The following is a 22,946-nucleotide window of genomic DNA, read 5'->3' on the forward strand; positions in this document are numbered from 1 at the left end:
GCCTGTGCAGGGACTGAACGGGCCGGCTGAGCCGTTCCTCCGGCAGCGGGCGCGCCCCGCAGATTCCATCCGAGAGAGTCCCGGATCCGATGCTGCGCACGCCGTCCCTGCCCCTCCTCGCCCCGGCCGCCCTCGCCCTCCTCCTGGCCGTCGCGGCCCGCGCCGAGGATTCCCCCCGCCCGGCCCCCCCGGCAACGCCCGCGGCCCCGTCCCTCGGCGCCGACACGCTGAAGCCCGGCAGGCCGGCCGTGAAGCCCTACCTCGCCGACGGGGCGGTGCCGGACGCCGTCCAGTTCCTGCCCTCCCCGCCGGCCCACGACGCGCCCCTCGACAAGGCCGACCGGGCGGCCTTCAACAGCACCCGCGCCCTCAAGGGGTCGCCGCGCTGGGAGCTGGCCGCCAACGACGTGTCCGAGGGCGCCGCCGCCGTCCTGGAGAACTTCGCCTGCGTGCTCGGCACCCGGATCGATCAGGCGCGGGTGCCGGCGGTGATCAACCTCCTGGAGCGCGCCCGCCTGGATCTCGCCCGGGCGACGCGGGGACCCAAGGTCCATTACCGCCGCCTGCGCCCGTTCGTCGGCAACGAGGCGCCGATCTGCGTGCAGCGCAGCCAGGCCCTGGCCGACAGCTTCAGCTACCCGTCGGGCCACGCCACGCAGGGCTGGGCCTACGCGCTGATCCTCGCGTCCCTGGTGCCCGAGAAGGCGACCCCGATCCTGGCCCGCGGCCGGGCCTACGGCGAGAGCCGGATCGTCTGCGGCGTGCACTGGCTCAGCGACGTGGCCGCGGGACGCCTGACCGGCACCGCGGTCTTCGCCGCCCTGATGGGCGACGCGGCCTTCCGCGCCGATCTCGACAAGGCCCGCGCCGAGCTTCGCGGCGCCCTCGCCAGCCCCGGGACGGTTCCCGATCAGGCCGCCTGCACCCGGGAGGCGACCGCCCTGCGGGAGCCCCCGCTCGAGTTCTAGGCGCGAACGATTGTAGATTTGAACGCTTCCAAGTGTGTGATTTACAACACGTTTTCGGCTTGATCGAGCGGCCGTGATCGATGGTACGGGAGCCCCGGGCGCCGTGTAGAGGCGCGTTCGTGGGTCCCCGATGTCGTTTCGTTCCGCTCCGTCCGGTCTGCTCCTCGCCACCACCGCACTGACCACCGTCGCCCTCGTTCCGGCGGCCGCCGCGCAGGGCGCCGCCGTCCAGCTCGACGAGATCTCCGTGGAGGCCGCCCGCCCGGCGCCCGCCGCGGCCCCGACGGGCGGCGTCGGCGGCGGCAATGTCAGCCGCGGCGACGGCGGCGGCGCGGCCACCAGCGGCGGCGGCGGCGGCCCCTCCGGCGTCGCCGGCTACGTGGCGCGCGTGAGCCCCGCGGCGACCAAGACCAACACGCCCCTGCTCGAGACCCCGCAATCGGTCTCCGTGGTCACCCGCGAGCAGCTCAACGACCGCAACGTGCAGGATCTGGCCCAGGCGATCGCCTACACGCCGGGCGTGTCGAGCAGCGTGTTCGGCTTCGATCCCCGCTACGATGCCTTCTACATCCGCGGCTTCAGCGCGACCTACAACGGCATCTTCCGCGACGGCCTGCGCCTCAATGCCGTGGGCCTGACGATCCCGCGCAGCGAGCCCTACGGGCTGGACGCGGTCACCATCCTGAGGGGTCCGGCCTCGGGCCTCTACGGTCTCGGCTCGCCCGGCGGCATCGTCGACTCGACCTCGAAGCGCCCGGTCTTCGTACCCTTCGGAGAGGTGCAGTTTCAGGCCGGCAACTACGACCGCTTCCAAGGCAATTTCGACATCGGCGGCCCGGTGGCGGGCACCGACGGGACGGTGGCCTACCGCGTGACCGGCGTGAAGCGCCAGTCCAACACCTACCTGCCCGGCGGAGACGACGACCGCACCTTCATCGCCCCGTCCTTCACGTGGCGCCCGGATTCCGACACCAGCTTCACCTTCCTCAGCGAGTATTTCGAGTCGCGCCTGCCGGGAACGTCCTTCTTCTACAACGATCCGGGCTTCCGGGTGACCAATTTCTACTCCGGCGATCCGGCTCTCAACCAGTACAAGCAGCAGCAGTATCGCGTCGGCTACGCCTTCGAGCACAGGTTCTCGCCGGATCTGATCTTCCGTCAGAACTTTCGCTACTACGACGTCCGCGCGGATTACGATTACACGTCGATCACGGGGCTGAACCCGGCCCGGACCCTGGGCGCGCGGACGGCCGGCGCCTACCTGGACACGCTGGGCCAGATCTCCCTCGACAACCAGCTCGAGGGCCGCTTCACCACCGGTCCGATCCAGCACACTCTGATCGGCGGGGTCGATTACGCCCATTACGACTACACGCGCGCCTTCGGTTTCGGGGCCGCGCCGGACCTCAACCTCCTGACCTTGAACTACGGGCAGCAGGTCATCGCCCGGCCGCGCTACACGAACTTCCAGAGCCAGGCGCAGGATCAGATCGGCGCCTACTTGCAGGATCAGGCCAAGCTCGGGCGCTTCGTGCTGACCCTCACCGGCCGGCACGACTGGGTCTTCCAGAACACGAGCGACCGGACGGCCGGCACGGTCGCCGACCAGACCGATCGGGCCTTCTCGGGCCGCATCGGCCTGAATTACCTGCTCACCGACTTCCTGGTGCCCTACGCCAGCTACGCCACGACCTTCACGCCGCAGGTCGGCGTCGACGTGAACGGGAACCCGTTCAAGGCCGCGACCGGCGACCAGATCGAGGCCGGCGTGAAGGCGGCCATCCCGAACACCAACATCACGACGTCGTTCTCAGGGTTCGACATCGTGCAATCGTCGCTCCTGCGGCAGGATCCGAACAACATCGCCAATCAGGTCGCGACCGGGTCGGTCGAATCGAAAGGGTTCGAGGCCGAGCTGACGGCGAACTTCGCGCCGGGAACCAACCTGACGCTGTCCTACACCCATCTCAACCTTCGCTATCTGCGCCAGACCTCCCTGGTCACCGGGCGGCCGATCGACGGCAACGCCCTCTCGGGGATCCCGGGCGACAGCTTCACCGCCTTCGGGACCTATCAGTTCGCACCCGGCTCGCCGCTGGCCGGCCTGCAACTGGGCGGCGGCATCCGCTACGCCGGGACGAGCTTCGCCGACGACGAGAACACCGTCCGCAACCCGACCGTGACCCTGTTCGACGCGCTGGTCGCCTACGATTTCGCGGCCCTCGACCCGAAGTACAGGGGCTTCCGCGCGCAGATCAACGCGTCCAACATCTTCGACCGCAGTTACACGACCTGCCAGGCCGGGTTCTGCTACCGCGGCGCGCCCGCGACAGTCATCGGCAGCCTGATCTACCGCTGGTAATGTCCGGGAGCGGGGGCCGCGGCATGGCAGGTCCCCGCCCCCGGCACTGGAGCCGGGATCGGAAACCGTCCTAAGGCCGGAGCATCGTCCTCCGACCCGGACCCGCCATGCTCTCGACCCTGCTGGTCGTGCTGCCGATCTTCGCGCTGATCTTCGCCGGCTGGCTGGCCCGGCGCGTCGGCGTGCTCGGGGCCGCCGCCACCACCGAACTCAACCGGTTCGTGGTCTTCCTGGCCCTGCCGGCGCTGCTGTTCGACGTGACCGCGCACGCCCACTGGAGCACCATCTGGAAGCCCGGCTTCATCGGGGCCTTCGGACTCAGCAGCCTCGCGATCTTCGCCCTCGCCGTGCTGATCCGCGGCGGGGCGGGGCGGCCGCTGGCCGACGCCGCGGTCGACGGGCTCAACGCCGGCTACGCCAATACCGGCTTCATGGGCTTCCCGCTGGCGCTCGTCGCCTTCGGGCCGGAGGCGCTCGCGCCCACCACGGTGGCGGCGATCCTCACGGTCTGCGGGGTCTTCGCGGTGGCGATCGTGCTCATCGAGACCGGTCTGCGGCGCGAGGCGGCCGCGTCGGGGAGGGGCGGCGGGGCGCGCCGGCCCGTGTGGTGGACGGTCGGCCGCTCGCTGGTGCGCAACCCGCTGCTGGTGGCACCGGTGCTGGGCGCGCTGGTGCCGAGCGCCGGCCTCGCCGTGCCGGACGCGGTGGCCACGTTCCTGAAGCTCCTCGGCGGCGCGGCGGCGCCCTGCGCCCTGGTGGCGCTCGGCCTGTTCCTGGCCCAGCCCCGCCAGACCGGGGACGGGCAGGGGCGCACCGCCGCGCTGCTCGTCGGCCTCAAGTTGGTGCTCCACCCGCTCCTGGCCTACGGCCTCGGCCGCTACCTGTTCGACCTGCCCCCGCTCCTGCTGCACACCGCGGTGCTCATGGCCGCCCTCCCCACCGGCACCGGGCCGTTCATGCTGGCGGAGTTCTACCGGCGCGAGGCCGACCTGACCGCCACCGTGGTGCTGGTCTCGACCGTGCTGGCCGTCGTGACGGTCTCGGCCTACCTCGCGGCGATCGCCTAGGCGGCCCGGTCGATCCCGGGCTCTCCGGACGGCCGCGGCCTCACATTCGGAAACCGGGCGACCACGCTCCTGCCGCAGAGGAATCGTAACGTTTGCCCCGTAGCGTCGTGGCGCGGAACGCCGTGTCCGCGCTAGAACGATCCGACAGGCAGGGGCGGAACGACGGCGGATGGTGGGTTCGGGAGTTTCCATCGCGGGGCGGATCGCCCGCCTCGCCTGCGCGACCGGCCTGGCGCTGAGCCTCTCGGCCTGCTTCCGGCCGCTCTACGGGCCGACCGCCTCGGGGGAATCCGTCCAGGCCCTGCTCGCCTCGGTCCAGGTCGACGACGTCGCGATGGCCCAGGGCCAGGAGCGCCTCGGCCACTACCTGCGCAGCGAGCTGGTCTTCGACCTCGACGGGTCCGGCCACCCGGCGACCAAGCGCTACCGGCTGAAGCTCTCGGGCTCCGAGATCGTGCAGACCCCGATCGTCTCCTCCACCACCGGCCGCGCCGAGGCCGGCACCCTGGTGGCCAACATCAAGTACAGCCTCGAGGACATGAGCGGCACCAAGGTCTACACCGAGGGTGTCGCCACCTCGACGGCGACCTACGACCGCTCGATCCAGCGTTTCGCCAGCCAGCGGGCGGCGCGCGACGCCGAGATCCGGCTGGCGAGCGTGCTGTCCGACCAGATCAAGAGCCGCCTCGCGGCCGTGCTCTCGACGAAGCCGTAATCCGACGTGACGGCGGTCAAGGCCGGCGAGATCGAGGGGCTGATCCGGCGCGGGCCCGATCCGCGCATCCCCGTCATCCTGGTCTTCGGGCCGGATACCGGCTTGGTGACCGAGCGGGCCCGGAAGCTCGCCGAGGATTTCGTCGACGACCCGGCCGACCCGTTCGCGCTGGTACGGATCGACGGCGACGCCCTCGCCTCTGATCCGGGCCGGCTGTGCGACGAGGCCGGGACCCTGGGGCTGTTCGGCGGCCGGCGGTCGATCTGGGTCCGGCCCGGCACCCGCAACTACGCGCCGGCCGTCGAGGCCGTGCTGGGCGCGACGGTCGCCGACGCCCGCATCGTGGTGGAGGCCGGCGACCTCGCCAAGAACAACCCGCTCCGCACCCTCTGCGAGCGCTCGCCGAAGGCGCTGGCGATCCCGTGCTACGCCGACGACGAGCGAACCCTCTCGGACCTGATCGAGCGCACGCTCCAGGAGCGCGGCCTGCGCATCGACCGCGCCGCCCGGGAGGTCCTGGCCCGCAGCCTCGGCGGCGACCGCCGGGCGAGCCTGATGGAGATCGAGAAGCTCGCCCTCTACGCCGCGGGGGAGGGGGACCGGACCGTGACCCTCGAGCACGTGGAGGCCGTGACCAGCGACGTCGCGGCGAGCGTGCTCAACACCCTGATCGACGCCGCCTTCGACGGCCGCCGCGACGCGGTGGAGCGCGACTACCGCCGCTTCCGGCACGAGGGCCTCGACCCGGGCGTGGTGCTGGGCTCGGCGCTGCGGCACGCCCTGACGCTGCTCACCACCCGCCTCGACAATCCCGACAAGACACCCGCCACGATGGTGGCGACGTGGCGGGGCCTGCATTTCAAGCGCAGGGCCAGTATCGAGGGCCAACTCGGTGCGTGGCCGCCCGGGACCCTCCGGCAGGCCGTGGCGGCCCTGCAGGAGGCCGTCCTCGCCTGCCGGCGGGCCGAGCCCGACTTGGCCCACGCGCTGGCCTCGGCGGCCCTCCTGCGGGTCGCCGAGGCGGGCGCGCGGCGGCGGCGCTGAGGCCGCGCCGCCGGTGGCGCGGATTGCCTTTCCCGCACCGGAGAGGGGGGTACCGCGCGACAGTCTTGGCCGGAGGGGCCCGCAGGCGAGACGGCTGCGACACGACCCGACACGGACAGGGACGCGCGATGTCGGTGCTCCATCGCCCGGCCCGGACCGCCTGACCTGAGCGAGACACCACGCCCTCTACCACCGCGCGCCGCGGCCTGCTGACCGGGCCCACGCCGGGCCGGCGCCGGGCTCGCTCAGCCCGGGCCCCCGGGCTGGCCGGGACGGTTCCTCAGGCGTCCGAGACCTTGAACCGGTTGAGGAGGGCCTGCAGCTCGTCCTGAGTCTCGTAGCGGATGCGGATCTCGCCCGAATCGGCGTCCTTGGGCTTGTAGGAGACCGGGACGCCGAGGGCCCGGTGGATCCGCAGTTCCAGGTCGCGCACCGTCGCGGGACGCTCGGCCGAGAGGCGCGGGCGCCCGGGGCGAGGCGTCTCGGCTGGGGCTGCCTCCGCGGAGGCGATCGCCTCCACGTCCCGGACCGATAGGCTCTCGGCCACGACGCGCCGCGCCGTCGCCTCCGGATCGCGCACAGCCAGCAGCGCGCGCGCGTGGCCGGCGGTCAGCTCGCCCGCGGTGACCCGCTCCTGCACGGACAGCGGCAGGTTGAGCAGCCGGAGCGTGTTGGCGAGATGGCTGCGGCTCTTGCCGAGGATCTCGGCCAGCTCCTTCTGGGTGTACGAGAAATCCTTCATCAGGCGCTCGTAGCCGGACGCCTCCTCGATCGCGTTGAGGTCGGTGCGCTGGACGTTCTCCAGGATGGCGAATTCCAGGGAGCCGCGGTCGTCGATCTCGACCACCACCACCGGCACCTCGTCGAGGCCGGCGCGCTGGGCGGCCCGCCAGCGCCGCTCGCCGGCCACGATCTCGAAGGTCCCGGGCACGTCGCCGATCGGGCGGACCACGATCGGCTGGATGATGCCCCGCTGGCCGATCGAGGCCGCCAGCTCGGACAGCTCCGTCTCGGCGAAGCTCCGGCGCGGGTTGCGCGGGTTGGCGCGCAGGAACTCGATCGGAACCCGGCGCTGCTCCTCGGCCTTGGCCGAGGCCTTGCCGGCCTCGTTGAAGTCACCGATCAGCGCCGCGAGCCCGCGCCCCAGTCGAGGCTTCGCCCCCTCCTCCGCCATGATCGCCACCCGTGTCACGCTCCACACTCGCCCCTCGAACCGGGAGGGGGACTCAAACCCGTCAGGCCGCAGCCGGAACCCGGCCCTCGCGCTGGATCACCTCCGAGGCGAGGCGCAGGTAGGCCTGACTGCCGGCGCATTTCAGGTCGTACAGCAGCGCCGGCTTCCCGTGCGAGGGCGCCTCGGAGATCCGGACGTTGCGGGGGATCACGGTCTCGTAGACCTTGTCGCCCATGAAGCCGCGCACGTCCGCCACGACCTGGGCGGAGAGGTTGTTGCGCGGGTCGAACATCGTCAGCACGATGCCCTGGATCGTCAGCTTCGGGTTCAGGGCGCCGCGGACCTGCTCGACGGTGCGCAGCAGCTGGCTGAGGCCCTCCAGGGCGAAGAACTCGCACTGCAGCGGCACCAGCACCGCGTCGGCGGCGGCCAGCGCGTTGATGGTCAGCAGGTTGAGCGAGGGCGGGCAGTCGATCAGCACGTAGCTGATCCGGCTGAGGCTCGGCGCCTGGGTCAGGCTCTTCAGCACGCCGCGCAGCCGGTGCGCCCGGTCGGGGAGGGTGGCCAGCTCAAGCTCCAGGCCGAGGAGGTCCATGGTCGAGGGCGCCAGCGACAGCCGCGGCACGGCGGTGGGGACCACCGCCTGCGCCAGCGAGGCCTCGCCGGCCATGACCTCGTAGGTCGAGACCCGGCGCTTGGCGCGGTCGATCCCGAGACCCGTGGAGGCATTGCCCTGCGGGTCGAGATCGACGACCAGCACGTCCTCGCCGATCGCCGCCAGGGCGGTGCCGAGGTTGATCGCCGTCGTGGTCTTGCCGACGCCGCCCTTCTGGTTGGCGAGCGCCAGAACGCGCAGAGGGCGTCGCATGGATGAATCCATGGACCTGTCGGCGGGGTCGCCGAGGATCGCTTCGCTCATCGGTGGCTCGGGGCGGCGAGGGCAGTGACGCGCACGATCCGGGCTTCGGAATCGGTCCGGCTCGGCACGAGGTCGTTAACGACTCTCCACTGCGCGCCGGCCTGGGTCAATTCGGCTTGTACGTCCCGCCCCTTCGGAAACAGGCCGGTGGTGCCCGTTTTCAACAGAGGCTCCGTCCAGGCGAGGAGCTGCGCCATCGGGGCGAGGGCGCGGGCGCAGACCACGTCGGTCCCGACGTACTCGCCGATCACCGCCTCGATCCGGGCATTGCGCACCCGGGCCGGCGCCCCGGTGAGCCGGGCGGTCTCGGTGAGGAACGCGCACTTGCGCGCGTTGCTCTCGACGAGGTCGACCCGGACGCCGCGCTCTTGGCCGGCAATGGCCAGGATCAGGCCCGGGATGCCCGCGCCGGAACCGAGATCGAGCCACGTGCGGGCCTCCGGCGCGAGGTCGAGGAGCTGCAGCGCGTCGTCGATGTGGCGGCTCCAGACCTCGGCCAGCGTCGCGGGGCCGACGAGGTTCTTGATCGGCTGCCAGCGCCGCAGCTGCGCCACGTAGAGGTCGAGCCGCTCCGCTGTTTCACGTGAAACACCGGCCGCCGCGAGGATACGGGCGCGATCCGGATCGCTCATGCCGGGAGCCGGTCTGCGGGGGCCGACGCCGCGCGGGCCCCGCGCCGCGCGTGGGCGGCCAGCAGGGTGAGGGCGGCCGGCGTCACGCCCTCGATCCGCGCCGCCTGTCCGAGGGTCCCGGGGCGCACGGTCTCGAGCTTCACCCGCGTCTCGTTGGAGAGTCCGCTGATCGCCGCGTAGTCCAGCCCCGCCGGCAGGCGCACGGCCTCGTCCCGGCGGAAGGCCGCGATGTCGGCGTCCTGCCGGTCGAGATAGACCGCGTAGGTCGCGTCGGTCTTCATCCGGTCGGCGATCCGCGGGGCGACCTCGGCGAGGTCCGGCCACACCGCCGCCAGGTCGGACCAGCCGATCTCCGGGTAGGCGAGGAGCTGGAAGCCGGTGCGGCGGATGCCGTCGCGGTTCAGGACGATCCCGTGGGCCGCGGCCTGGCTCGGCGTCAGGCTCACCGCGTCGAGGCGGGCGCGCGCCGCGTCGAGCGCCGCCTGCCCGGCCGCGAAATGGGCCGCCCTGTGTCCTCCGACGCAGCCCAGCGCGATCCCGCGCGGCGTCAGCCGGGCGTCGGCGTTGTCGACCCGCAGGGACAGCCGGTACTCCGAGCGCGAGGTGAACATCCGGTAGGGCTCGCTGACTCCCTGGGTCACGAGGTCGTCGATCATCACGCCGAGATAGGACTCGGCCCGGTCGAAGCCCGCGATGCCGAGGCCGCCCGCGTGCCGGGCGGCGTTGAGGCCGGCCACCAGCCCCTGGCCGGCGGCCTCCTCGTAGCCCGTCGTGCCGTTGATCTGGCCGGCCAGGAACAGGCCCGGCAGGCTCTTCACCTGAAGGCCGACGTCGAGTTCCCGGGGGTCCACGTAATCGTACTCGATGGCGTAGCCCGGCCGCAGGATGGCGGCCCGCTCCAGCCCGGGTATCAGGCGGACGAGGTCGTGCTGCACCTCCTCGGGCAACGCCGTCGAGATGCCGTTCGGGTAGATGGTGGGATCATCGAGCCCTTCCGGTTCCAGGAAGATCTGGTGGCCCTCCCGGTCGCCGAAGCGCACGACCTTGTCCTCGATCGACGGGCAGTAGCGCGGGCCCCGGCTGGCGATGCCGCCGGAATACATCGGCGAGCGGTGCAGGTTGGCGCGGATCAGGTCGTGGACGGCCCGGCTCGTCCGGGTGATGCCGCAGCGGATCTGCGGCGTCGTGATCCGCTCGGTCAGCGTCGAGAACGGCACCGGCTCGGCGTCGGCCTCCTGCATCTCCAGGCCGGACCAGTCGATGGTCCGCCCGTCGAGGCGCGGGGGCGTGCCGGTCTTCAGGCGCCCGAGGCGCAGGCCGAGCCGGTCGAGGGTCCGCGCCAGACCGACCGCCGGCGCCTCGCCGACGCGGCCCGCCGGGATCTGCCGCTCGCCGATATGGATCAGGCCGCGCAGGAAGGTGCCGGTGGTCAGCACCACCGCGCCGCAGGCGAGGGTCCGGCCGTCGGCCAGGACGAGGCCGCGGAGGCGGCCCTCGGCGTCGAAGGCCAGGTCCTCGCAGGCGCCGGCGATGACCGTCAGCCCCTCGGTCCCGGCCACGGCCGCCTGCATGGCGGCCGCGTAGAGCTTGCGGTCGGCCTGGGTCCGGGGGCCGCGCACCGCCGGACCCTTGCGGCGGTTGAGCAGGCGGAACTGGATGCCGGCCGCGTCGGCGACCCGGCCCATCAGCCCGTCCAGGGCATCGACCTCGCGGACGAGGTGGCCCTTGCCGAGGCCGCCGATCGCCGGGTTGCAGGACATCGCCCCGATCGTCGCCGGATCGTGGGTGACCAGCGCGGTGCGCGCGCCGCAGCGCGCCGCGGCGGCGGCGGCCTCGACGCCGGCATGGCCGCCGCCGACGACCGCGACGTCGAACCGGGCGGAGGAGGGGGTGAGCATCGGGTACCGAGCAGCCTTTCGCGGACATCCCGCCGCGGGTGCGAGGAGCGCCCCGGGCCGTGCACGGCGGGTGGGCGCGGGACCGGCGGATCTGCCGGGAGGTCTAAGCGCGCGCGGGCGCGCCGGTCAACGCGTCCCGCCCGCCGGAACGACGCCCCCTCCGCCGGCGGCGGCGGATCCTCTGGATGCGGTATTCAGAACGCCCGCTGCGCGAAGATCTGTCGTTCCCGCGCCCATTGCTGTCGCGGATCCCGCGAGGACTTGGGCGTCGCGCCTTGCCAGTCTCTCCGGGCCGTGCAAATCTTGCGCCGTGACGCGATCCTGTGCGGACAACGCCGTCCGGCAGGCCCACGAGAGGGACTGTTTTCGCCGCGCCGCCGAGCGACGCGCGAGGAGGAGACTCGAGATGTCGTCGCTGACAATCGGCCTAGGCGCCGCCTGTTGCGCGGCCGGCGCCGCCGCTCATTTCCTCGACCGCACCCGGCGCAAGGAAGGCCTGTTCGGCCTCGCGGGCTTTGCCCTGCTCCTGACCGGGATGTTCCTGAGCCGCTCCTGAGGGGAAGCGGGGGCGCGTCGTCTCGGGCCAGGCTTCCCGGCCGAGCGTCGCGCCGGCCGGGATGACCGCACCGCGCGCGCGGACGGCCGCACGGTGCCTCCCGCGGCCCGCGAACGCGGGGCGCCGAGCCGGCTCAGCCGGTCATGGCCGTCGCGGTGTAGCCGGCCTTGGTCAGGGCCTCGGCGATGGTCAGCGCCTGCGCGTCGGTGCGGATCGCCACGCGCGCGGCGTCCCGGTCGACCTGCACGTCGGCCGCGGGATCGATCCGCTTCACCGTGCGGGTCACCGCGGCGGCGCAGCCGTCGCAGGTCATGCCCTCGACCCGCATCAGCAGGTCGGCGCGCGTCTCGTCCATCGGGGCCTCCATAACCGCCTCCCCGGGATGTCGGGGCCCGGCGGGGCCAGCGCAAGCCGGGTGTCGGCTCAGAACAGCGCCGGCATGCGGAAGGCGTAATCGATGCGCAGGCCGAACTGATACTGGTTGGGGTTGCCGAACGGGCGCCGCACCAGCGGGCTGTTGCCGGAGGCGCCCAGGATCCGGGTGTAGCCGGCATAGGCCGTGTAGGCCCAGGTCTCGCTCTGCGTGTAGGTCACGCCGCCGAGCACGCCGGCCGAGTAGAAGCTGCGCGGATCGTAGGGGGTGACGCGCCCGTTCAGCGCAGCCTCGATCGGCGAGACGCCGAAGTACTTCCGGGCGTAGCTGGCATCGCCGACATTGAGGCGCGGCCCGATGGAGAACAGGAACTTCTCCGCCGGGATCAGGTAGTCGGCCGCCACCGAGCCGACCGTTCCGTGGTGCCCGTAGACGCCCTGGCGCAGCTCGACGCGGGTCCGGATGAACGAGACCGGGTAGAACTCCGCGAACACGCCGGGCTCCACGGCGAAGCGGGCGTCGCGGAAACCGTACAGGTGGCGCCGGTCGTCGCCGTAGTAGCGCCCCGGCACGAAGCGCGCGGTCGGGCCGATGCGGAACGACTCGGTGTCGAAGAGCGAGAAACTGAACCCGTCATCCGGCGTCGAGAACCGGCGCGGCTCGCCGACCCGGCGGATGTCGATCGACGGGTAGCCGACGGCCGTGTAGTCGCTCGCGCCCGGATAGCGCGGCACGGCCTGGATCGAGCCGCTGAGCGTGACGATCCAAGTGTTGGGATCGACCATCGCGAAGGTCGGCGTGGTGCGCGGAAGATCCGCGCCGAGATCCGCGGCCCGCGGCGCCGTCGTGCCGAGGGTCGCGAGGAGCGCGCCGGCGCCGAGAACGGCGCGAAATCGGGGAGTACGCGGGGGGGCGGGCGTCATGGCCACGCTTTATGATCCTTTTTCATCCCGTCCGCATTCGCAAGCCGCGCAACCCTCCCCGGATCGCCCCGCAATCGGGTCCGCCGTGATGAATCCGCAACGTTCCAGCGGGCGCGGGCGTCACACCGCCCGGAATTAACAGGCGGCGGCGCGCCATCGCGGTCCCTGAGCCTTGCCGGGCGGGGTGCGGGCGGCCAATGATCCTGCGATTCGGTTCGCGCCCGGTGGGGATCGCTCGGGATGTCCCCCGGCGACCGGCGCGCGTTCCTGGCAGGTGTTCAGACGATGGTCCCGGTCCTCGGCCGGTACGCGGGGCTGCTGACGGTCGGCCTTCTCGGGCTCGTCGTTCTCGGGCCGCTCGCGGTGTTCCTGCCGCTCTGGAGTGCCCTGACGCTCGGCGCCGCGGCCGCCCTGGCGGGCGGTCTCGCCCTGACCCGTATCGCCACCCTCAAGGCGCGCTGCGAGAAGCTGTCCGGCGAGGTCGATCTGCTGTCCCGGCGCCTGCTCAAGGTCGAGACGGCGGCCGCGACCGCGGCGGCCCAGCCGCGGCCCGAGACCGCCGAGGCCGCCCTGCGCGCCCAGATCGAGGAACTGACCGTCGAGTTCGGGCTCCTCAGCGGGATCGTCCGCGACCTCACCACGGTCGTGAGCGCCCAGGATGCCGAGATCGCGGGCCTCAAGGCGAGGCCGGAGATCGCGCCCGAGATCAGGCCCGTTATCGGGCCCGCGATCGCACCCGCCGAGGCGCCCCGGCCCCTGCCCACGGTGCCCGGCGCAGCCCTTCCGGATGCCGCAGCGGCCCCGTCGCCGCAGCCAGCGCCGGTACCGCCTCCGCAGGTTCAGGCCGCCTCGCTCGAGCAAGTCCCGCCCCGGTCTCAGCTCGCCCCGGCCCCGTCCGTCCCGGCGCGGCCGATTCCGCCGCGGCCGATCCCGCCCCGCCCCGCGATCCCCCCCGCGGACGAGGGCGCGATCGTCGCGGCCTTCGAGGGGGACGGTCTGGAGATCCATCTGCAGCCGGTGGTCACCCTGCCGCAACGCAAGGTGGTGGCCTACGAGGCGCTGGCCCGGCTGCGGATCGGCGGCCCCGGCGCGCCGCCGGCCGAGCCCGAGGTTTTCCTGCCGGTGCTGGAGCGCTACGGGCGCACCACCGAGCTCGACCGCCGCATGCTGCAGCGGGCCACGATCGTGGCGCGCCACCTCGCCCGGCGCGGCAGCGAGACCCTGCTGACCTACGGGCTGTCGCCGCTGTCGCTGTTCGAGCCCGGCCTCCTGCGCGAGCTGGCCCGCACGGCCGCCGACGATCCGGCCCTGGCCGGCCTGACCATCGCGTTGCCGCAGGAGAGCTGGCGCCGTCTCGATGCCGGCCAGCGGGGCCTGCTCGCGCCCCTGCAGGGTCGGATCGGGTTCAGCCTCGACCGCCCGGACGACCTCCGCTTCGACGCGGCCGAACTCGCGGCGCTCGGCATCGGGCAGGTCAAGGTGCCGGCGGAGATGCTGCTCCGGCCCGGCGCGGGCCGCGGCAGCCTGTCGGACATCGCCCTGGAGGACACCGCGCCGGCCCTGGCCCGGGCCGGGATCCGCGTCGTCGCCACGGGCGTCGCCGACGAGGCCGACGTCCCGGACCTGATCGACCTCGACGTGCCGTTCGCGCAGGGGACGGCCTTCGCGGCCCCGCGCCCGGTGCGCGCGGAGGTCCTGGCGACCCAGCCCGCCGAGGAGCCGACGCCCCCGCCGGAGCCGGAGCGGCGCCCGTTCCGGTCGGTCCTGCGCAGGGCCGTGTGAGAGCCCGTGCGAGGGGCCGCGCCCGGGCACGCTGCGGGCCCGGCGAGCCCGGTCACCAGTAGATCTGCAGGCGCGCGATCACCGTGTCGACCGTGAACGGGCGGGTACCCAGCGTCTCGGCCTGGGCCACCCCCGGCTGCACGCGCCCGTGCACGACGTTCCCGATCAACCGGAGGTTGGGCTCGGGATACCAGCTCAGACCGAGGGTCACGTCCTGCTCCATGCCCCCGCGGAAGCCCCGGGCGTCCAGGTCGACGGCGCTGTAGCGCACCGCAAGCTCGAACACCCCGATCCCGCCCCGGGAGAGCCGCTGCGCCTCCGGAACCGTCACGCCGCGGAAGGTCGCGTAAGTGGTGCCGCTCTGCGGCGTCAGCGCGTAGGCGCGGCCCTCGCCGTTGAGCACCAGGGCCGCCTCGACGTAGCCGCCCTGGAAATCGAGCGCGGTGCCGGGCTGGCCGGGACCGCGGAACGGCTGCAACGCGGCCCGGATGTACTCGGCCTGCAGCAGGAACGGGCCGCGGCGATAGGCCAGCTCGGCGCCGAGGCGCGACACGCTGGCGGCGTCGGGGAGGTCGCCCGTATCCACCAGGGGGCGCTCGAACAGGAAGGCGCCGGCGGGGCTGGAGAAGCTGAAGGCCCCGTCCGACCGGGACCGGCTGCGGAAGACCCCGGCGAGACCGAGATGCAGGGTCTCGTCCCCTTCCATGATCGGCGCGACGGTGGCGCGGGCCGCCACCGCGACACCGTCCCCGTCGATGCCGCTGCTGGCGGCGTTGCCGAAGACGCCGACCACCGCGGTCCAGGCGGCCCCGTGGTGCCCGGCCGCGAAGCCGAACCGGCGCTCCGGCACGAGGGCGTTGGCCACCGAGCGCTCGGCGAACAGCGTGTCGTTGTTGCTCTGCAGCCATTCCAGGCTGAAGGGCTCCTTCATGTTGCCGAGCGTCAGGATCGTGTCCGGCAGCCCCTTCCAGGCGACCAGCGCGTCGTTGATCGGCAGCATCGGGTCGGCGAAATCGTACTGAAAGGCGATCACCCAGTCGCGGCCGATCGTGAGCGTCGGCTCGATCCAGGCCCGGCGCACGGCGACGTTGTCGGGGAAGGCCTCGGGCAGGTCCGGCCGGCTGAAACCCGCCGCGCCGCCGTCGATGTGCAGCCGCCCGCCGATCCGGAGCTTCACGTCGGGCTCGGGGAAGGTGAGCGTCAACCCCTTCGCGTCGTAGCGCAGGCGCTCGCCGTAGGGGCCGGCCATCCCCTCGAACGCGTCCTCGCCGGCGCCGGCGGGGCCCGCCAGGGCGAGGGACACGGCCAGGATGGCCGGTGCGGTGCGCGTTCCGATCACGCGACCAGCAGAGAGCAGGTCGGCCGGGCGGCGCCAATCACCTGGCGCAGTTGAAGCCGGAAATCCGCGCGTCGTGGCCCGGCGGCCACGACCGTCGGTGGTCGGACCGGCGCCGGCCTAGACGGCGCGATTGTCGATCAGCCGGGTCCGGCCCAGGAAGGCCGCGGCGATGACGCGGGCCGGGCCGTCGACCCGCTCCACCGGCACCAGGGTCCGGGCGTCGCAGACCGCGAGGTACTGGACGCGGAACCCCGCCGCCTCCAGCGCCGCCCGCCCGGCGGCGATCCGGCCGGCCACCGGGGTGCCGTTGCGGGAGGCGGAGGCGATCTCGGCCAGGACGGCCTGGAGCTTCGGGGCGACGGCGCGCTCCTCGGCCGAGAGGTAGCGGTTGCGCGACGACAGCGCGAGGCCGTCGGGCTCGCGCACGGTCGGCACGCCGCGGATCTCCACCGCGAGGTCGAGATCCGCCGCTACCTGCTGGAGCACGCGGAGCTGCTGGAAGTCCTTCTCGCCGAACAGGGCGACGTCCGGCCGGACCTGGTTGAGGAGCTTGGTCACCACCGTGGCGACGCCAGCGAAATGGCCGGGCCGGAACGGCCCGCACAGCCCCTCGGTCAGGCCCGCGACCTCGATCCGGGTGGCGAAGCCCGGCGGGTACATGGTCTCGGCGCCGGGCGTCCAGGCGGCGTCCGCGCCGGCCCCCGCCAGCAGGGCCAGATCCGCGTCGAGGTCGCGGGGGTAGCGGGCGAAATCCTCGTTCGGGCCGAACTGGGTCGGATTGACGAAGATGCTGGCCACGGTCCGGCGGCCGATCCGCCGCGCCTCGGCCACGAGGGCGAGGTGCCCTTCGTGCAGGGCGCCCATGGTCGGGATCAGGACGACGCGCTCGCCCGCCGCGCGCCACGCGGCCACGCATCCGCGCAGGGCTGCGAGGTCGCGGAAGGACTGGAAGGTCGACTCGGACACGGCACGGGCTCCGGGGGAGGGCAGGGCCGGTCTAGAGCATGATGCGGGGCGGTGGAATCCGGCAGTCGACGCCGGACCGAGTCGTCGCGATCGGCGTCAGGGGCAGTAGGGCAGGAGGGAGCGCCCGAAGGGGTCGTCCACGCCCAGCGGCGGCGTGAAGCCGTAATAGCTCGGATGCCCCAGGCCGTACTCGGAGCCGACGTAGCTCGGATCGTCCGGGGCGTTGGTCGGCACGGGCACCCGCCGGGGCGTGCAGCCCACCGGCACGCGACGGGACCGGACCGCGTAGACCGGCCGACGGTCGAGGCCGTCGTTGCGCGGGAAGAAGCGGGGGCTGCCGCCCACGCCCGCCTCGGCGCCGTAGCGGACGTCGAGATCGGCCGCCCGGCCCGGTGCCGCGAGCAGCAGGACGAATCCGAGCGCCGTCATCGCCCTGCGCGCCGTCTCCCGCATGCCGCCCCTGCACCGCCTTCGTCTCTATCGGAAGGCGACACCGTGCGACGGCAGGGTAAACGAGTGATTACCGCGGGATCACGTCAGCGACACGACGAGGGCGTCCAAGACGGCGGCGAGATCACCCTCGGTCAGCCGGATCTGCAAGCCGCGGCCGCCGCCGTTGACGTGGATCTCGGCCGCCGGCTCGGTCAGGGATCCGGCGTCGATCGCGGTCGGGAAGGACCGCTTCTGTCCGAGCGGGCTGATCCCGCCGACATGGTAGCCGGTCAGCCGCTCGGCATCGGCCGGCTTGAGCATGGACGCGGCCTTGCCCGAGAAGGCAGCGGCGACCCGCTTCATGGACACCTCCCTGTCGGAGGCCACGAGCAGGCAGACCGTCCGTCCGTCGACCGACGCCATCAGGGTCTTCAGCACGCGTCCCGGGTCCACCCCGAGCGCCTCCGCGGCCTGCAGGCCGATGCGCGGCGCGTCCGGATCGTACGCGTAGACGTGGAGGCTGTACCGGATGCCGGCCCTGTCGAGGGCGAGCGTCGCGCGGGTCGTCTTGGCGGCTGTCTTCATGGTTCGTCCGGTCAGGTCGAATGGGCGCGCGCGGCGATGAGACGGCCGATCTCCGCGTAGGCCGCCGCGCAGGTGTCGGGGGAGGCGGTCGATTCCGTGACGTAGACCGCTGCGAGGATCGGCGCGCGCCCCGGCGGCCGGAGGATCGCCACATCGTTGACGGTGCCGTTGTCGCCGCTCCCGGTCTTGTCGCCCGCGATCCAGTCGGGCGGCAGGCCGGCCCGCAGGCGCTTCCGGCCGGTCTCGCAGGCGACCATCCAGGCCTCCAGCCGGGCGCGCGAGGACGCCGACAGGACGGTCCCGAGGAGGACACGGCCCAGGGTCGCCCGCATGGCGTCCGGCGTGGTCGTGTCGCGCGGGTCGCCGGGCAGCGCGGTGTTGAGGGTCGGCTCGGTCCGGTCGAGGCGGGTGACGGGATCGCCGGTGGTCCGCAACCACGCGGTCAGCGCCTCGGGGCCGCCGAGATCCGCCAGGAGCAGGTTGGCGGCCGTGTTGTCGCTCCAGATCAGCGTGGCCGCGCACAGGTCCACGACGCTCATCCGCCCGGTCCCGGCGCCGGCCTCCAGCGCCTTCCGGGTCACGGGCGCGTAGCTCAGCAGGTCGCCGGCCCCGTAGCTGACGACCCGGGCGAGGGTCTCGCGGCCGGCATCGACCCGCGCCAGGACCGCCGCCACCGCCAGCGCCTTGAAGGTGCTGCACATCGGGAAGCGCGCATCGGCGCGGTAGGCGGCGAGGACGCGGTCCGCCGAGGCGGCCGCGATCCCGAGGCGGCCGCCGAGCCGGCGCTCGATGGCGGCCCAGTCCGGCTCGGCCTCCGCGGCGCGCGCGGGCAGGACCGGGGACGCGGGGAGGGCGGCGGCGAGGGGCGCGGCGAGCAGGCCGAGGCCGACGGCGCGGCGGGTCCAGACGATCATGGCGCATCCCCATTCGAGATCGCGACGGCGCAAGCGGGTGCGGCGCGTCGGCGCCGGGATGGTATAGGGCGGCCGCGATTGTTTCACGTGAAACTCCGCCCCTCGCGCGGCCCTGTGGGACCATGATCGATACCGACACGCTCTTCGCGCCGGCCAGCGGCTTCGGCCGGGCCGCCGTCGCGGTGATCCGCATCAGCGGCCCGGCCGCGCGCGACGCGCTCGTCGCCATGGGCGGACGCTTGCCGCCGCCCCGCCGGCTGTCGCTGCGGAGCCTCCGGGATCCCCACGACGGCACCGAGCTCGACCGGGCGCTGGTGGCGTGGTTTCCCGGGCCCGACACCTACAGCGGCGAGGATATGGGCGAGCTGCACCTGCACGGCGGCGCGGCCGTGCGGATGCGTGTCCTGGCCACCCTCGCCCGCCTCCCGGGCTGCCGGGCCGCCGAGCCCGGGGCCTTCACGCGGCGGGCCGTCCTCAACGGGCGGATGGACCTCGCCGAGGCGGAGGCCGTCGCCGACCTGATCGACGCCGAGACCGAGGGCCAGCGCCGGCAGGCCCTGCGCCAGCTCGACGGCGCGCTCAGCCGGCAGGTGGCCGCGTGGCGCGCGGAGGCGATCGACTGCCTCGCCGCCGCGGAGGCCGCGCTGGATTTCGCCGACGAGGGGGACGTGGACGATGCCGGGCTCGACGCGGCGCTGCTCGACCGCGCCGCCCGCCTGCGCGACGCGATCGCCGCGGCGCTGCGCGACGGCCAGCGCGGCGAGCGCCTGCGTGACGGGTTCATGGTGGTGCTGGCGGGGGCTCCGAACAGCGGGAAATCGACCCTGCTGAACGCGCTGAGCCGACGGGACGTGGCCATCGTGTCGGACAGCCCGGGGACGACCCGCGACGCCATCGAGGTGCGGCTCGACCTCGGCGGCCTGCCGGTCATGCTGGTCGACACGGCCGGGCTCCGCGAGACCGCGGAGCCGATCGAGGCCGCGGGGATCGTGCGGACGCGGGCGCGGATCGACATGGCCGATCTCGTGGTCGCCCTGGTGCCCCCCGGCGGCGCGGTCCCGGATCTCGGGCCGGCGCAGGGCCCGGTCCTGACCGTGCGTACCAAAGCCGATCTTTTTGCCGGCTCAGAACAGGGGGGTGATCCGGTGGACGTGACGGTCTCGGCCCATACTGGCGCCGGCATGGACGCCCTGCTCGATGCGATCCAGGCCGCGGCCGAGGATGGTCTCGGCACCGGCGACGCGCTGATCACCCGCGCCCGGCACAGGGCCGCGCTGGAGGCCTGCATCGGCCATCTGGATCGCGTCTCGGGGAGTGCCGGCAGTCTCCCGGAGCTGGCCGCGGAGGATCTGCGGCTCGCGGTGCGGGCGCTCGGCGCGGTCGCGGGCCATGTCGGCGTCGAGGACGTCCTCGACCGGCTGTTCAGCGGGTTCTGCATCGGGAAATAGATTTAAAGCCGGCAACCAATCGGGCTGGAATCGGGCCCGACGCGGCTTCGCTACTGGGGGATCCGCAGGATCCGCGGCCGCCAGATCCCGAGCGCCACGTTCGCGGTCGCGACCGCCAGCAGGACCCAGAGGGTGCCGCGCTCGCCGGTCAGCGAGACGGCCAGCACCGCGGGGTCGACGAGGCCCGCCACCGCGCGGGCACTCTGCTCCGCCTCCTGCTTCATCGGGCCCTGGACGTAGACCAGCCCGCCCTCGAACATCAGGACGCCGGTGGCGAGCTTCACCCACGCCCATCCGGCGTTGAGGAAGGCGCGGTTCAGCGCCATCGCGAGCAGGCCCGACATCAGCGTCACCGCCAGGGCGGGCAGGAAGATCCAGGTGGCGACGGCGCCCATCGCGCCCCGCATCGCCGCGTAGCCCGTCAGGGCGGACGGCGCGGGCGCCAGGCTCAGCATGACGACCAGGGACGCCATGGCGCCCAGCAGCCCCGCGGACCCCATCGTGTGGAGGAATTTCAGCAGGCGTCGCACGGCGTCTCACCCGGGCCGTTTCGGCGCAGCCTAGCGCGGGGCGTCGGGGGGCGATAGCGGCGCGCCGGTCGCAGGGCTCCCGGCCGGAACGCGGCGCCCGCGAGGACGGAGCGGACCGCGTCAGCTCCGGAGGCCCGGCGCCTCCTGGCCGGTGCGGGCCACGTACTCGGTGTAGCCGCCGCCGTACTGGTGGATGCCCTCCGGCGTGACCTCGAGCACCCGGTTCGAGAGGGCGGCCAGGAAGTGCCGGTCGTGCGACACGAACAGCATCGTCCCCTCGTAATTGGCCAGCGCCTCGATCAGCATCTCCTTGGTGCCCATGTCGAGGTGGTTGGTCGGCTCGTCGAGCACCAGGAAATTCGGCGGGTCGTAGAGCATCAGCGCCATGACCAGCCGAGCCTTCTCGCCGCCCGAGAGCACCCGGCAGCGCTTCTCGACGTCGTCGCCCGAGAAGCCGAAGCAGCCGGCCAGCGCCCGCAGCGACCCCTGGCCGGCCTGCGGGAAGGAATCCTCCAGGGTCTGGAACACCGTGCGGTCGCCGTCGAGCAGGTCCATCGCGTGCTGGGCGAAGTAGCCGAGCTTCACGCTGCCGCCGACCGTGACCGAGCCGTCGTCGGGCGCGGTGGTGCCGGTGACGAGCTTCAGGAGCGTCGACTTGCCGGCGCCGTTGATGCCCATCACGCACCAGCGCTCCTTGCGCCGCACCGAGAAGTCGAGTCCCTCGTAGATCGTGCGGCTGCCGTAGCGCTTGTTCACGCCCTTGAGCATCACGACGTCGTCGCCCGAGCGCGGTGCCGGCTGGAACTCGAAGGCCACCGATTGCCGCCGCCGGGGCGGCTCGACGCGCTCGATCTTGTCGAGCTTCTTCACCCGGCTCTGCACCTGGGCGGCGTGGGAGGCCCGCGCCTTGAACCGCTCGATGAAGGCGATCTCCTTCGCCAGCATCGCCTGCTGGCGCTCGTACTGCGCCTGGGCCTGCGCCTCGTTGAGCTTCCGCTGGCCCTCGTAGAAGGCGTAGTCGCCCGAGTAGGTGGTGAGCGCGCCGGCGTCGATCTCGATGATCTTGGTGACGATGCGGTTCATGAACTCGCGGTCGTGCGAGGTCATCAGCAGGGCGCCGTCGTAGCCCTTCAGGAACGATTCGAGCCAGATCAGGCTCTCGATGTCGAGGTGGTTGGACGGCTCGTCGAGGAGCATCACGTCCGGGCGCATCAGCAGGATGCGGGCGAGCGCGACCCGCATCTTCCAGCCGCCCGAGAGGGCACCGACGTCGCCGTCCATCATCTCCTGGCTGAAGCTCAGCCCGTCGAGCACCTCGCGAGCCCGGCCCTCCAGCGCGTAGCCGTCGAGCTCCTCGAACCGGGCCTGGACCTCGCCGTAGCGCTCGATCAGGGTGTCCATCTCGTCGGCGCGGTCCGGGTCGGCGAGCGCCGCGCCGAGCTCGGCGAGCTCGGCCGCGACCGCGCTCACCGGGCCGGCGCCGTCCATCGTCTCGGTGACGACGCTGCGCCCGGACATCTCGCCGACATCCTGGCTGAAGTAGCCGATGGTGATGCCCCGGTCGGCGGCGACCTGCCCCTCGTCGGGCTGCTCCTGGCCGATGATCATCCGGAACAGCGTGGTCTTGCCGGCCCCGTTCGGGCCGACCAGGCCGACCTTCTCGCCCCGCTGGAGGGCGGCCGAGGCCTCGATGAAGACGAGCTGCCGCCCGTTCTGCTTGGTGATCTTGTCCAGGCGTATCATGGCGGCGGGCGCTGTCCGGGAGGTCGCTGTCCGGAAGGTGTCCGGGAGTATCCCGGCCGCTTACGGCATCGGCCGACGCGGCGCAAAGGCAGGGTGCCGCAGTGCGGGATAACGCTTGCGTCCGGCGCAGGCCTGGGCGCATCCCGGGACCCGGGATGAGGCTCGGCCGTTGCCCTGGGCAACATGAGGATCGCGATGCTGTTCGGTTGGTGGATGACGGGCATGGACATGGCCATGCTGGGGCTGGAGGCGCAGGGCGTCATCGCGCAGCGCATGGCGATGTTCGCCCTCGGCGGCCCGGCGGCCCAGGCCGAGGCGCAGCTCATGGTGACCGAGAAGATGCTGGCCGCCGGCGAGGCGGCGCTCATGCTCGCCGCGGGCGCCTCGAACGGCAAGGTGATCCGCAGCTACCGGCGGAAGGTCCAGGCCAACGCCCGGCGGCTGAGCCGGGGGTGAGGCGCGCCCGCCGGATCGCCGCGCGCCGTCATCGCGAGAGGAGCGAAGCAATCCAGCGGCGCCGCATCCGGCGACGTCACGTCGCTCCGGGTCGCTTCGCTGCGCTCGCGATGACGGGGG

Annotated in this window: 22 protein-coding genes; 9 read left to right on the forward strand and 13 right to left on the reverse strand. The window is 73.0% G+C overall.

Annotation, left to right across the window (positions count from 1 at the left end):
* The first annotated feature begins 89 nt into the window (after window positions 1-89).
* The 5 genes from ACLBX8_RS17920 (at window position 90) to holA (ending at window position 6,156) form a co-directional block, all read left to right on the forward strand.
* Window positions 90-968: an acid phosphatase gene (locus ACLBX8_RS17920; protein ID WP_447715579.1), complete on the forward strand. Its 879-nt coding sequence runs from the start codon at window positions 90-92 to the stop codon at window positions 966-968.
* A gap of 130 nt (window positions 969-1,098) precedes the next feature.
* Window positions 1,099-3,330, forward strand: coding sequence for a TonB-dependent siderophore receptor (locus tag ACLBX8_RS17925; protein ID WP_447715580.1), 2,232 nt, complete (start codon window positions 1,099-1,101; stop codon window positions 3,328-3,330).
* Window positions 3,331-3,437: 107 nt separating this feature from the next.
* Complete coding sequence (locus tag ACLBX8_RS17930; RefSeq protein ID WP_447700716.1) at window positions 3,438-4,397, forward strand: AEC family transporter; 960 nt, start codon at window positions 3,438-3,440, stop codon at window positions 4,395-4,397.
* A 169-nt stretch (window positions 4,398-4,566) separates the two neighbouring features.
* Window positions 4,567-5,112 carry an LPS assembly lipoprotein LptE gene (lptE, locus tag ACLBX8_RS17935; RefSeq protein WP_447682445.1) on the forward strand — a complete coding sequence of 182 codons (546 nt, stop codon included), beginning with the start codon at window positions 4,567-4,569 and terminating at the stop codon, window positions 5,110-5,112.
* A 6-nt stretch (window positions 5,113-5,118) separates the two neighbouring features.
* Window positions 5,119-6,156: a DNA polymerase III subunit delta gene (holA, locus tag ACLBX8_RS17940; RefSeq protein ID WP_020094291.1), complete on the forward strand. Its 1,038-nt coding sequence runs from the start codon at window positions 5,119-5,121 to the stop codon at window positions 6,154-6,156.
* 280 nt (window positions 6,157-6,436) lie between these two features.
* On the opposite strand, the gene ACLBX8_RS17945 is transcribed toward holA, so the two are convergent.
* The 4 genes from ACLBX8_RS17945 to mnmG all read right to left on the reverse strand — a co-directional run bounded on the left by ACLBX8_RS17945 (window position 6,437) and on the right by mnmG (window position 10,779).
* A complete protein-coding gene (locus ACLBX8_RS17945; RefSeq protein ID WP_026605106.1) occupies window positions 6,437-7,330 on the reverse strand; it encodes a ParB/RepB/Spo0J family partition protein in 894 nt (297 codons plus the stop codon).
* A 61-nt stretch (window positions 7,331-7,391) separates the two neighbouring features.
* Window positions 7,392-8,249, reverse strand: a complete 858-nt coding sequence (locus ACLBX8_RS17950; protein ID WP_020094293.1) for a ParA family protein — start codon at window positions 8,247-8,249, stop codon at window positions 7,392-7,394.
* Window positions 8,246-8,881 (reverse strand): 16S rRNA (guanine(527)-N(7))-methyltransferase RsmG, encoded by a 636-nt coding sequence (rsmG, locus tag ACLBX8_RS17955; protein ID WP_091927653.1) that lies wholly within the window; start codon window positions 8,879-8,881, stop codon window positions 8,246-8,248. The genes ACLBX8_RS17950 and rsmG overlap by 4 nt, the downstream gene beginning before the upstream one ends.
* Complete coding sequence (mnmG, locus tag ACLBX8_RS17960) at window positions 8,878-10,779, reverse strand: tRNA uridine-5-carboxymethylaminomethyl(34) synthesis enzyme MnmG (RefSeq protein ID WP_447700717.1); 1,902 nt, start codon at window positions 10,777-10,779, stop codon at window positions 8,878-8,880. The genes rsmG and mnmG overlap by 4 nt, the downstream gene beginning before the upstream one ends.
* Before the next feature lie 406 nt (window positions 10,780-11,185).
* On the opposite strand from mnmG, the gene ACLBX8_RS17965 reads away from it, so the two are divergent.
* Window positions 11,186-11,335 (forward strand): hypothetical protein, encoded by a 150-nt coding sequence (locus ACLBX8_RS17965; protein ID WP_020094296.1) that lies wholly within the window; start codon window positions 11,186-11,188, stop codon window positions 11,333-11,335.
* Window positions 11,336-11,468: 133 nt separating this feature from the next.
* Here ACLBX8_RS17965 and ACLBX8_RS17970 read toward each other — a convergent pair whose 3' ends face one another.
* Window positions 11,469-11,690 carry a heavy-metal-associated domain-containing protein gene (locus ACLBX8_RS17970; protein ID WP_026605107.1) on the reverse strand — a complete coding sequence of 74 codons (222 nt, stop codon included), beginning with the start codon at window positions 11,688-11,690 and terminating at the stop codon, window positions 11,469-11,471.
* 68 nt (window positions 11,691-11,758) lie between these two features.
* Entirely contained in the window at window positions 11,759-12,637 is an 879-nt protein-coding gene (locus ACLBX8_RS17975; RefSeq protein ID WP_056533515.1) for a MipA/OmpV family protein, read from the reverse strand.
* A gap of 234 nt (window positions 12,638-12,871) precedes the next feature.
* Here ACLBX8_RS17975 and ACLBX8_RS17980 point away from each other — a divergent pair, with 234 nt between their 5' ends.
* Complete coding sequence (locus ACLBX8_RS17980) at window positions 12,872-14,413, forward strand: EAL domain-containing protein (RefSeq protein ID WP_447700718.1); 1,542 nt, start codon at window positions 12,872-12,874, stop codon at window positions 14,411-14,413.
* 52 nt (window positions 14,414-14,465) lie between these two features.
* On the opposite strand, the gene ACLBX8_RS17985 is transcribed toward ACLBX8_RS17980, so the two are convergent.
* From ACLBX8_RS17985 to bla, 5 genes are all read right to left on the reverse strand, one after another.
* Window positions 14,466-15,752 carry an OprO/OprP family phosphate-selective porin gene (locus tag ACLBX8_RS17985; protein ID WP_091927657.1) on the reverse strand — a complete coding sequence of 429 codons (1,287 nt, stop codon included), beginning with the start codon at window positions 15,750-15,752 and terminating at the stop codon, window positions 14,466-14,468.
* Window positions 15,753-15,869: 117 nt separating this feature from the next.
* Window positions 15,870-16,718, reverse strand: a complete 849-nt coding sequence (gene panC, locus ACLBX8_RS17990; RefSeq protein WP_447700719.1) for a pantoate--beta-alanine ligase — start codon at window positions 16,716-16,718, stop codon at window positions 15,870-15,872.
* A 96-nt stretch (window positions 16,719-16,814) separates the two neighbouring features.
* Complete coding sequence (locus tag ACLBX8_RS17995; RefSeq protein ID WP_447715581.1) at window positions 16,815-17,171, reverse strand: hypothetical protein; 357 nt, start codon at window positions 17,169-17,171, stop codon at window positions 16,815-16,817.
* Between the two features lie 78 nt (window positions 17,172-17,249).
* On the reverse strand, window positions 17,250-17,735 hold the full coding sequence (locus ACLBX8_RS18000; protein ID WP_447715582.1) for an aminoacyl-tRNA deacylase: 486 nt from the start codon (window positions 17,733-17,735) through the stop codon (window positions 17,250-17,252).
* 11 nt (window positions 17,736-17,746) lie between these two features.
* Window positions 17,747-18,649, reverse strand: coding sequence for a class A beta-lactamase (bla, locus tag ACLBX8_RS18005; RefSeq protein ID WP_447715583.1), 903 nt, complete (start codon window positions 18,647-18,649; stop codon window positions 17,747-17,749).
* 122 nt (window positions 18,650-18,771) lie between these two features.
* Between bla and mnmE the strand changes: the two genes are divergently transcribed.
* Entirely contained in the window at window positions 18,772-20,097 is a 1,326-nt protein-coding gene (mnmE, locus tag ACLBX8_RS18010; protein ID WP_447715584.1) for a tRNA uridine-5-carboxymethylaminomethyl(34) synthesis GTPase MnmE, read from the forward strand.
* Window positions 20,098-20,147: 50 nt separating this feature from the next.
* Here the strand turns inward: mnmE and ACLBX8_RS18015 are convergent, their stop codons facing one another.
* Both ACLBX8_RS18015 and ACLBX8_RS18020 read right to left on the reverse strand, forming a co-directional pair.
* On the reverse strand, window positions 20,148-20,627 hold the full coding sequence (locus tag ACLBX8_RS18015; protein WP_091682714.1) for a hypothetical protein: 480 nt from the start codon (window positions 20,625-20,627) through the stop codon (window positions 20,148-20,150).
* Window positions 20,628-20,747: 120 nt separating this feature from the next.
* Complete coding sequence (locus ACLBX8_RS18020; RefSeq protein ID WP_447715585.1) at window positions 20,748-22,370, reverse strand: ABC-F family ATP-binding cassette domain-containing protein; 1,623 nt, start codon at window positions 22,368-22,370, stop codon at window positions 20,748-20,750.
* Between the two features lie 195 nt (window positions 22,371-22,565).
* On the opposite strand from ACLBX8_RS18020, the gene ACLBX8_RS18025 reads away from it, so the two are divergent.
* Entirely contained in the window at window positions 22,566-22,826 is a 261-nt protein-coding gene (locus ACLBX8_RS18025) for a hypothetical protein (protein WP_020094308.1), read from the forward strand.
* The last annotated feature ends 120 nt before the right edge of the window (window positions 22,827-22,946 follow it).

The sequence above is a fragment of the Methylobacterium sp. D48H genome, from assembly GCF_053345715.1.

Coding starts and splice junctions, on each gene's coding strand:
- ACLBX8_RS17920 (WP_447715579.1), top strand. CDS start 90: ATGCTGCGCACGCCGTCCCTGCCCCTCCTCGCCCCGGCCGCCCTCGCC.
- ACLBX8_RS17925 (WP_447715580.1), top strand. CDS start 1,099: ATGTCGTTTCGTTCCGCTCCGTCCGGTCTGCTCCTCGCCACCACCGCA.
- ACLBX8_RS17930 (WP_447700716.1), top strand. CDS start 3,438: ATGCTCTCGACCCTGCTGGTCGTGCTGCCGATCTTCGCGCTGATCTTC.
- lptE (WP_447682445.1), top strand. CDS start 4,567: ATGGTGGGTTCGGGAGTTTCCATCGCGGGGCGGATCGCCCGCCTCGCC.
- ACLBX8_RS17945 (WP_026605106.1), bottom strand. CDS start 7,330: ATGGCGGAGGAGGGGGCGAAGCCTCGACTGGGGCGCGGGCTCGCGGCG.
- ACLBX8_RS17950 (WP_020094293.1), bottom strand. CDS start 8,249: ATGAGCGAAGCGATCCTCGGCGACCCCGCCGACAGGTCCATGGATTCA.
- rsmG (WP_091927653.1), bottom strand. CDS start 8,881: ATGAGCGATCCGGATCGCGCCCGTATCCTCGCGGCGGCCGGTGTTTCA.
- mnmG (WP_447700717.1), bottom strand. CDS start 10,779: ATGCTCACCCCCTCCTCCGCCCGGTTCGACGTCGCGGTCGTCGGCGGC.
- ACLBX8_RS17965 (WP_020094296.1), top strand. CDS start 11,186: ATGTCGTCGCTGACAATCGGCCTAGGCGCCGCCTGTTGCGCGGCCGGC.
- ACLBX8_RS17970 (WP_026605107.1), bottom strand. CDS start 11,690: ATGGACGAGACGCGCGCCGACCTGCTGATGCGGGTCGAGGGCATGACC.
- ACLBX8_RS17980 (WP_447700718.1), top strand. CDS start 12,872: ATGTCCCCCGGCGACCGGCGCGCGTTCCTGGCAGGTGTTCAGACGATG.
- ACLBX8_RS17995 (WP_447715581.1), bottom strand. CDS start 17,171: ATGCGGGAGACGGCGCGCAGGGCGATGACGGCGCTCGGATTCGTCCTG.
- ACLBX8_RS18000 (WP_447715582.1), bottom strand. CDS start 17,735: ATGAAGACAGCCGCCAAGACGACCCGCGCGACGCTCGCCCTCGACAGG.
- bla (WP_447715583.1), bottom strand. CDS start 18,649: ATGATCGTCTGGACCCGCCGCGCCGTCGGCCTCGGCCTGCTCGCCGCG.
- mnmE (WP_447715584.1), top strand. CDS start 18,772: ATGATCGATACCGACACGCTCTTCGCGCCGGCCAGCGGCTTCGGCCGG.
- ACLBX8_RS18020 (WP_447715585.1), bottom strand. CDS start 22,370: ATGATACGCCTGGACAAGATCACCAAGCAGAACGGGCGGCAGCTCGTC.
- ACLBX8_RS18025 (WP_020094308.1), top strand. CDS start 22,566: ATGCTGTTCGGTTGGTGGATGACGGGCATGGACATGGCCATGCTGGGG.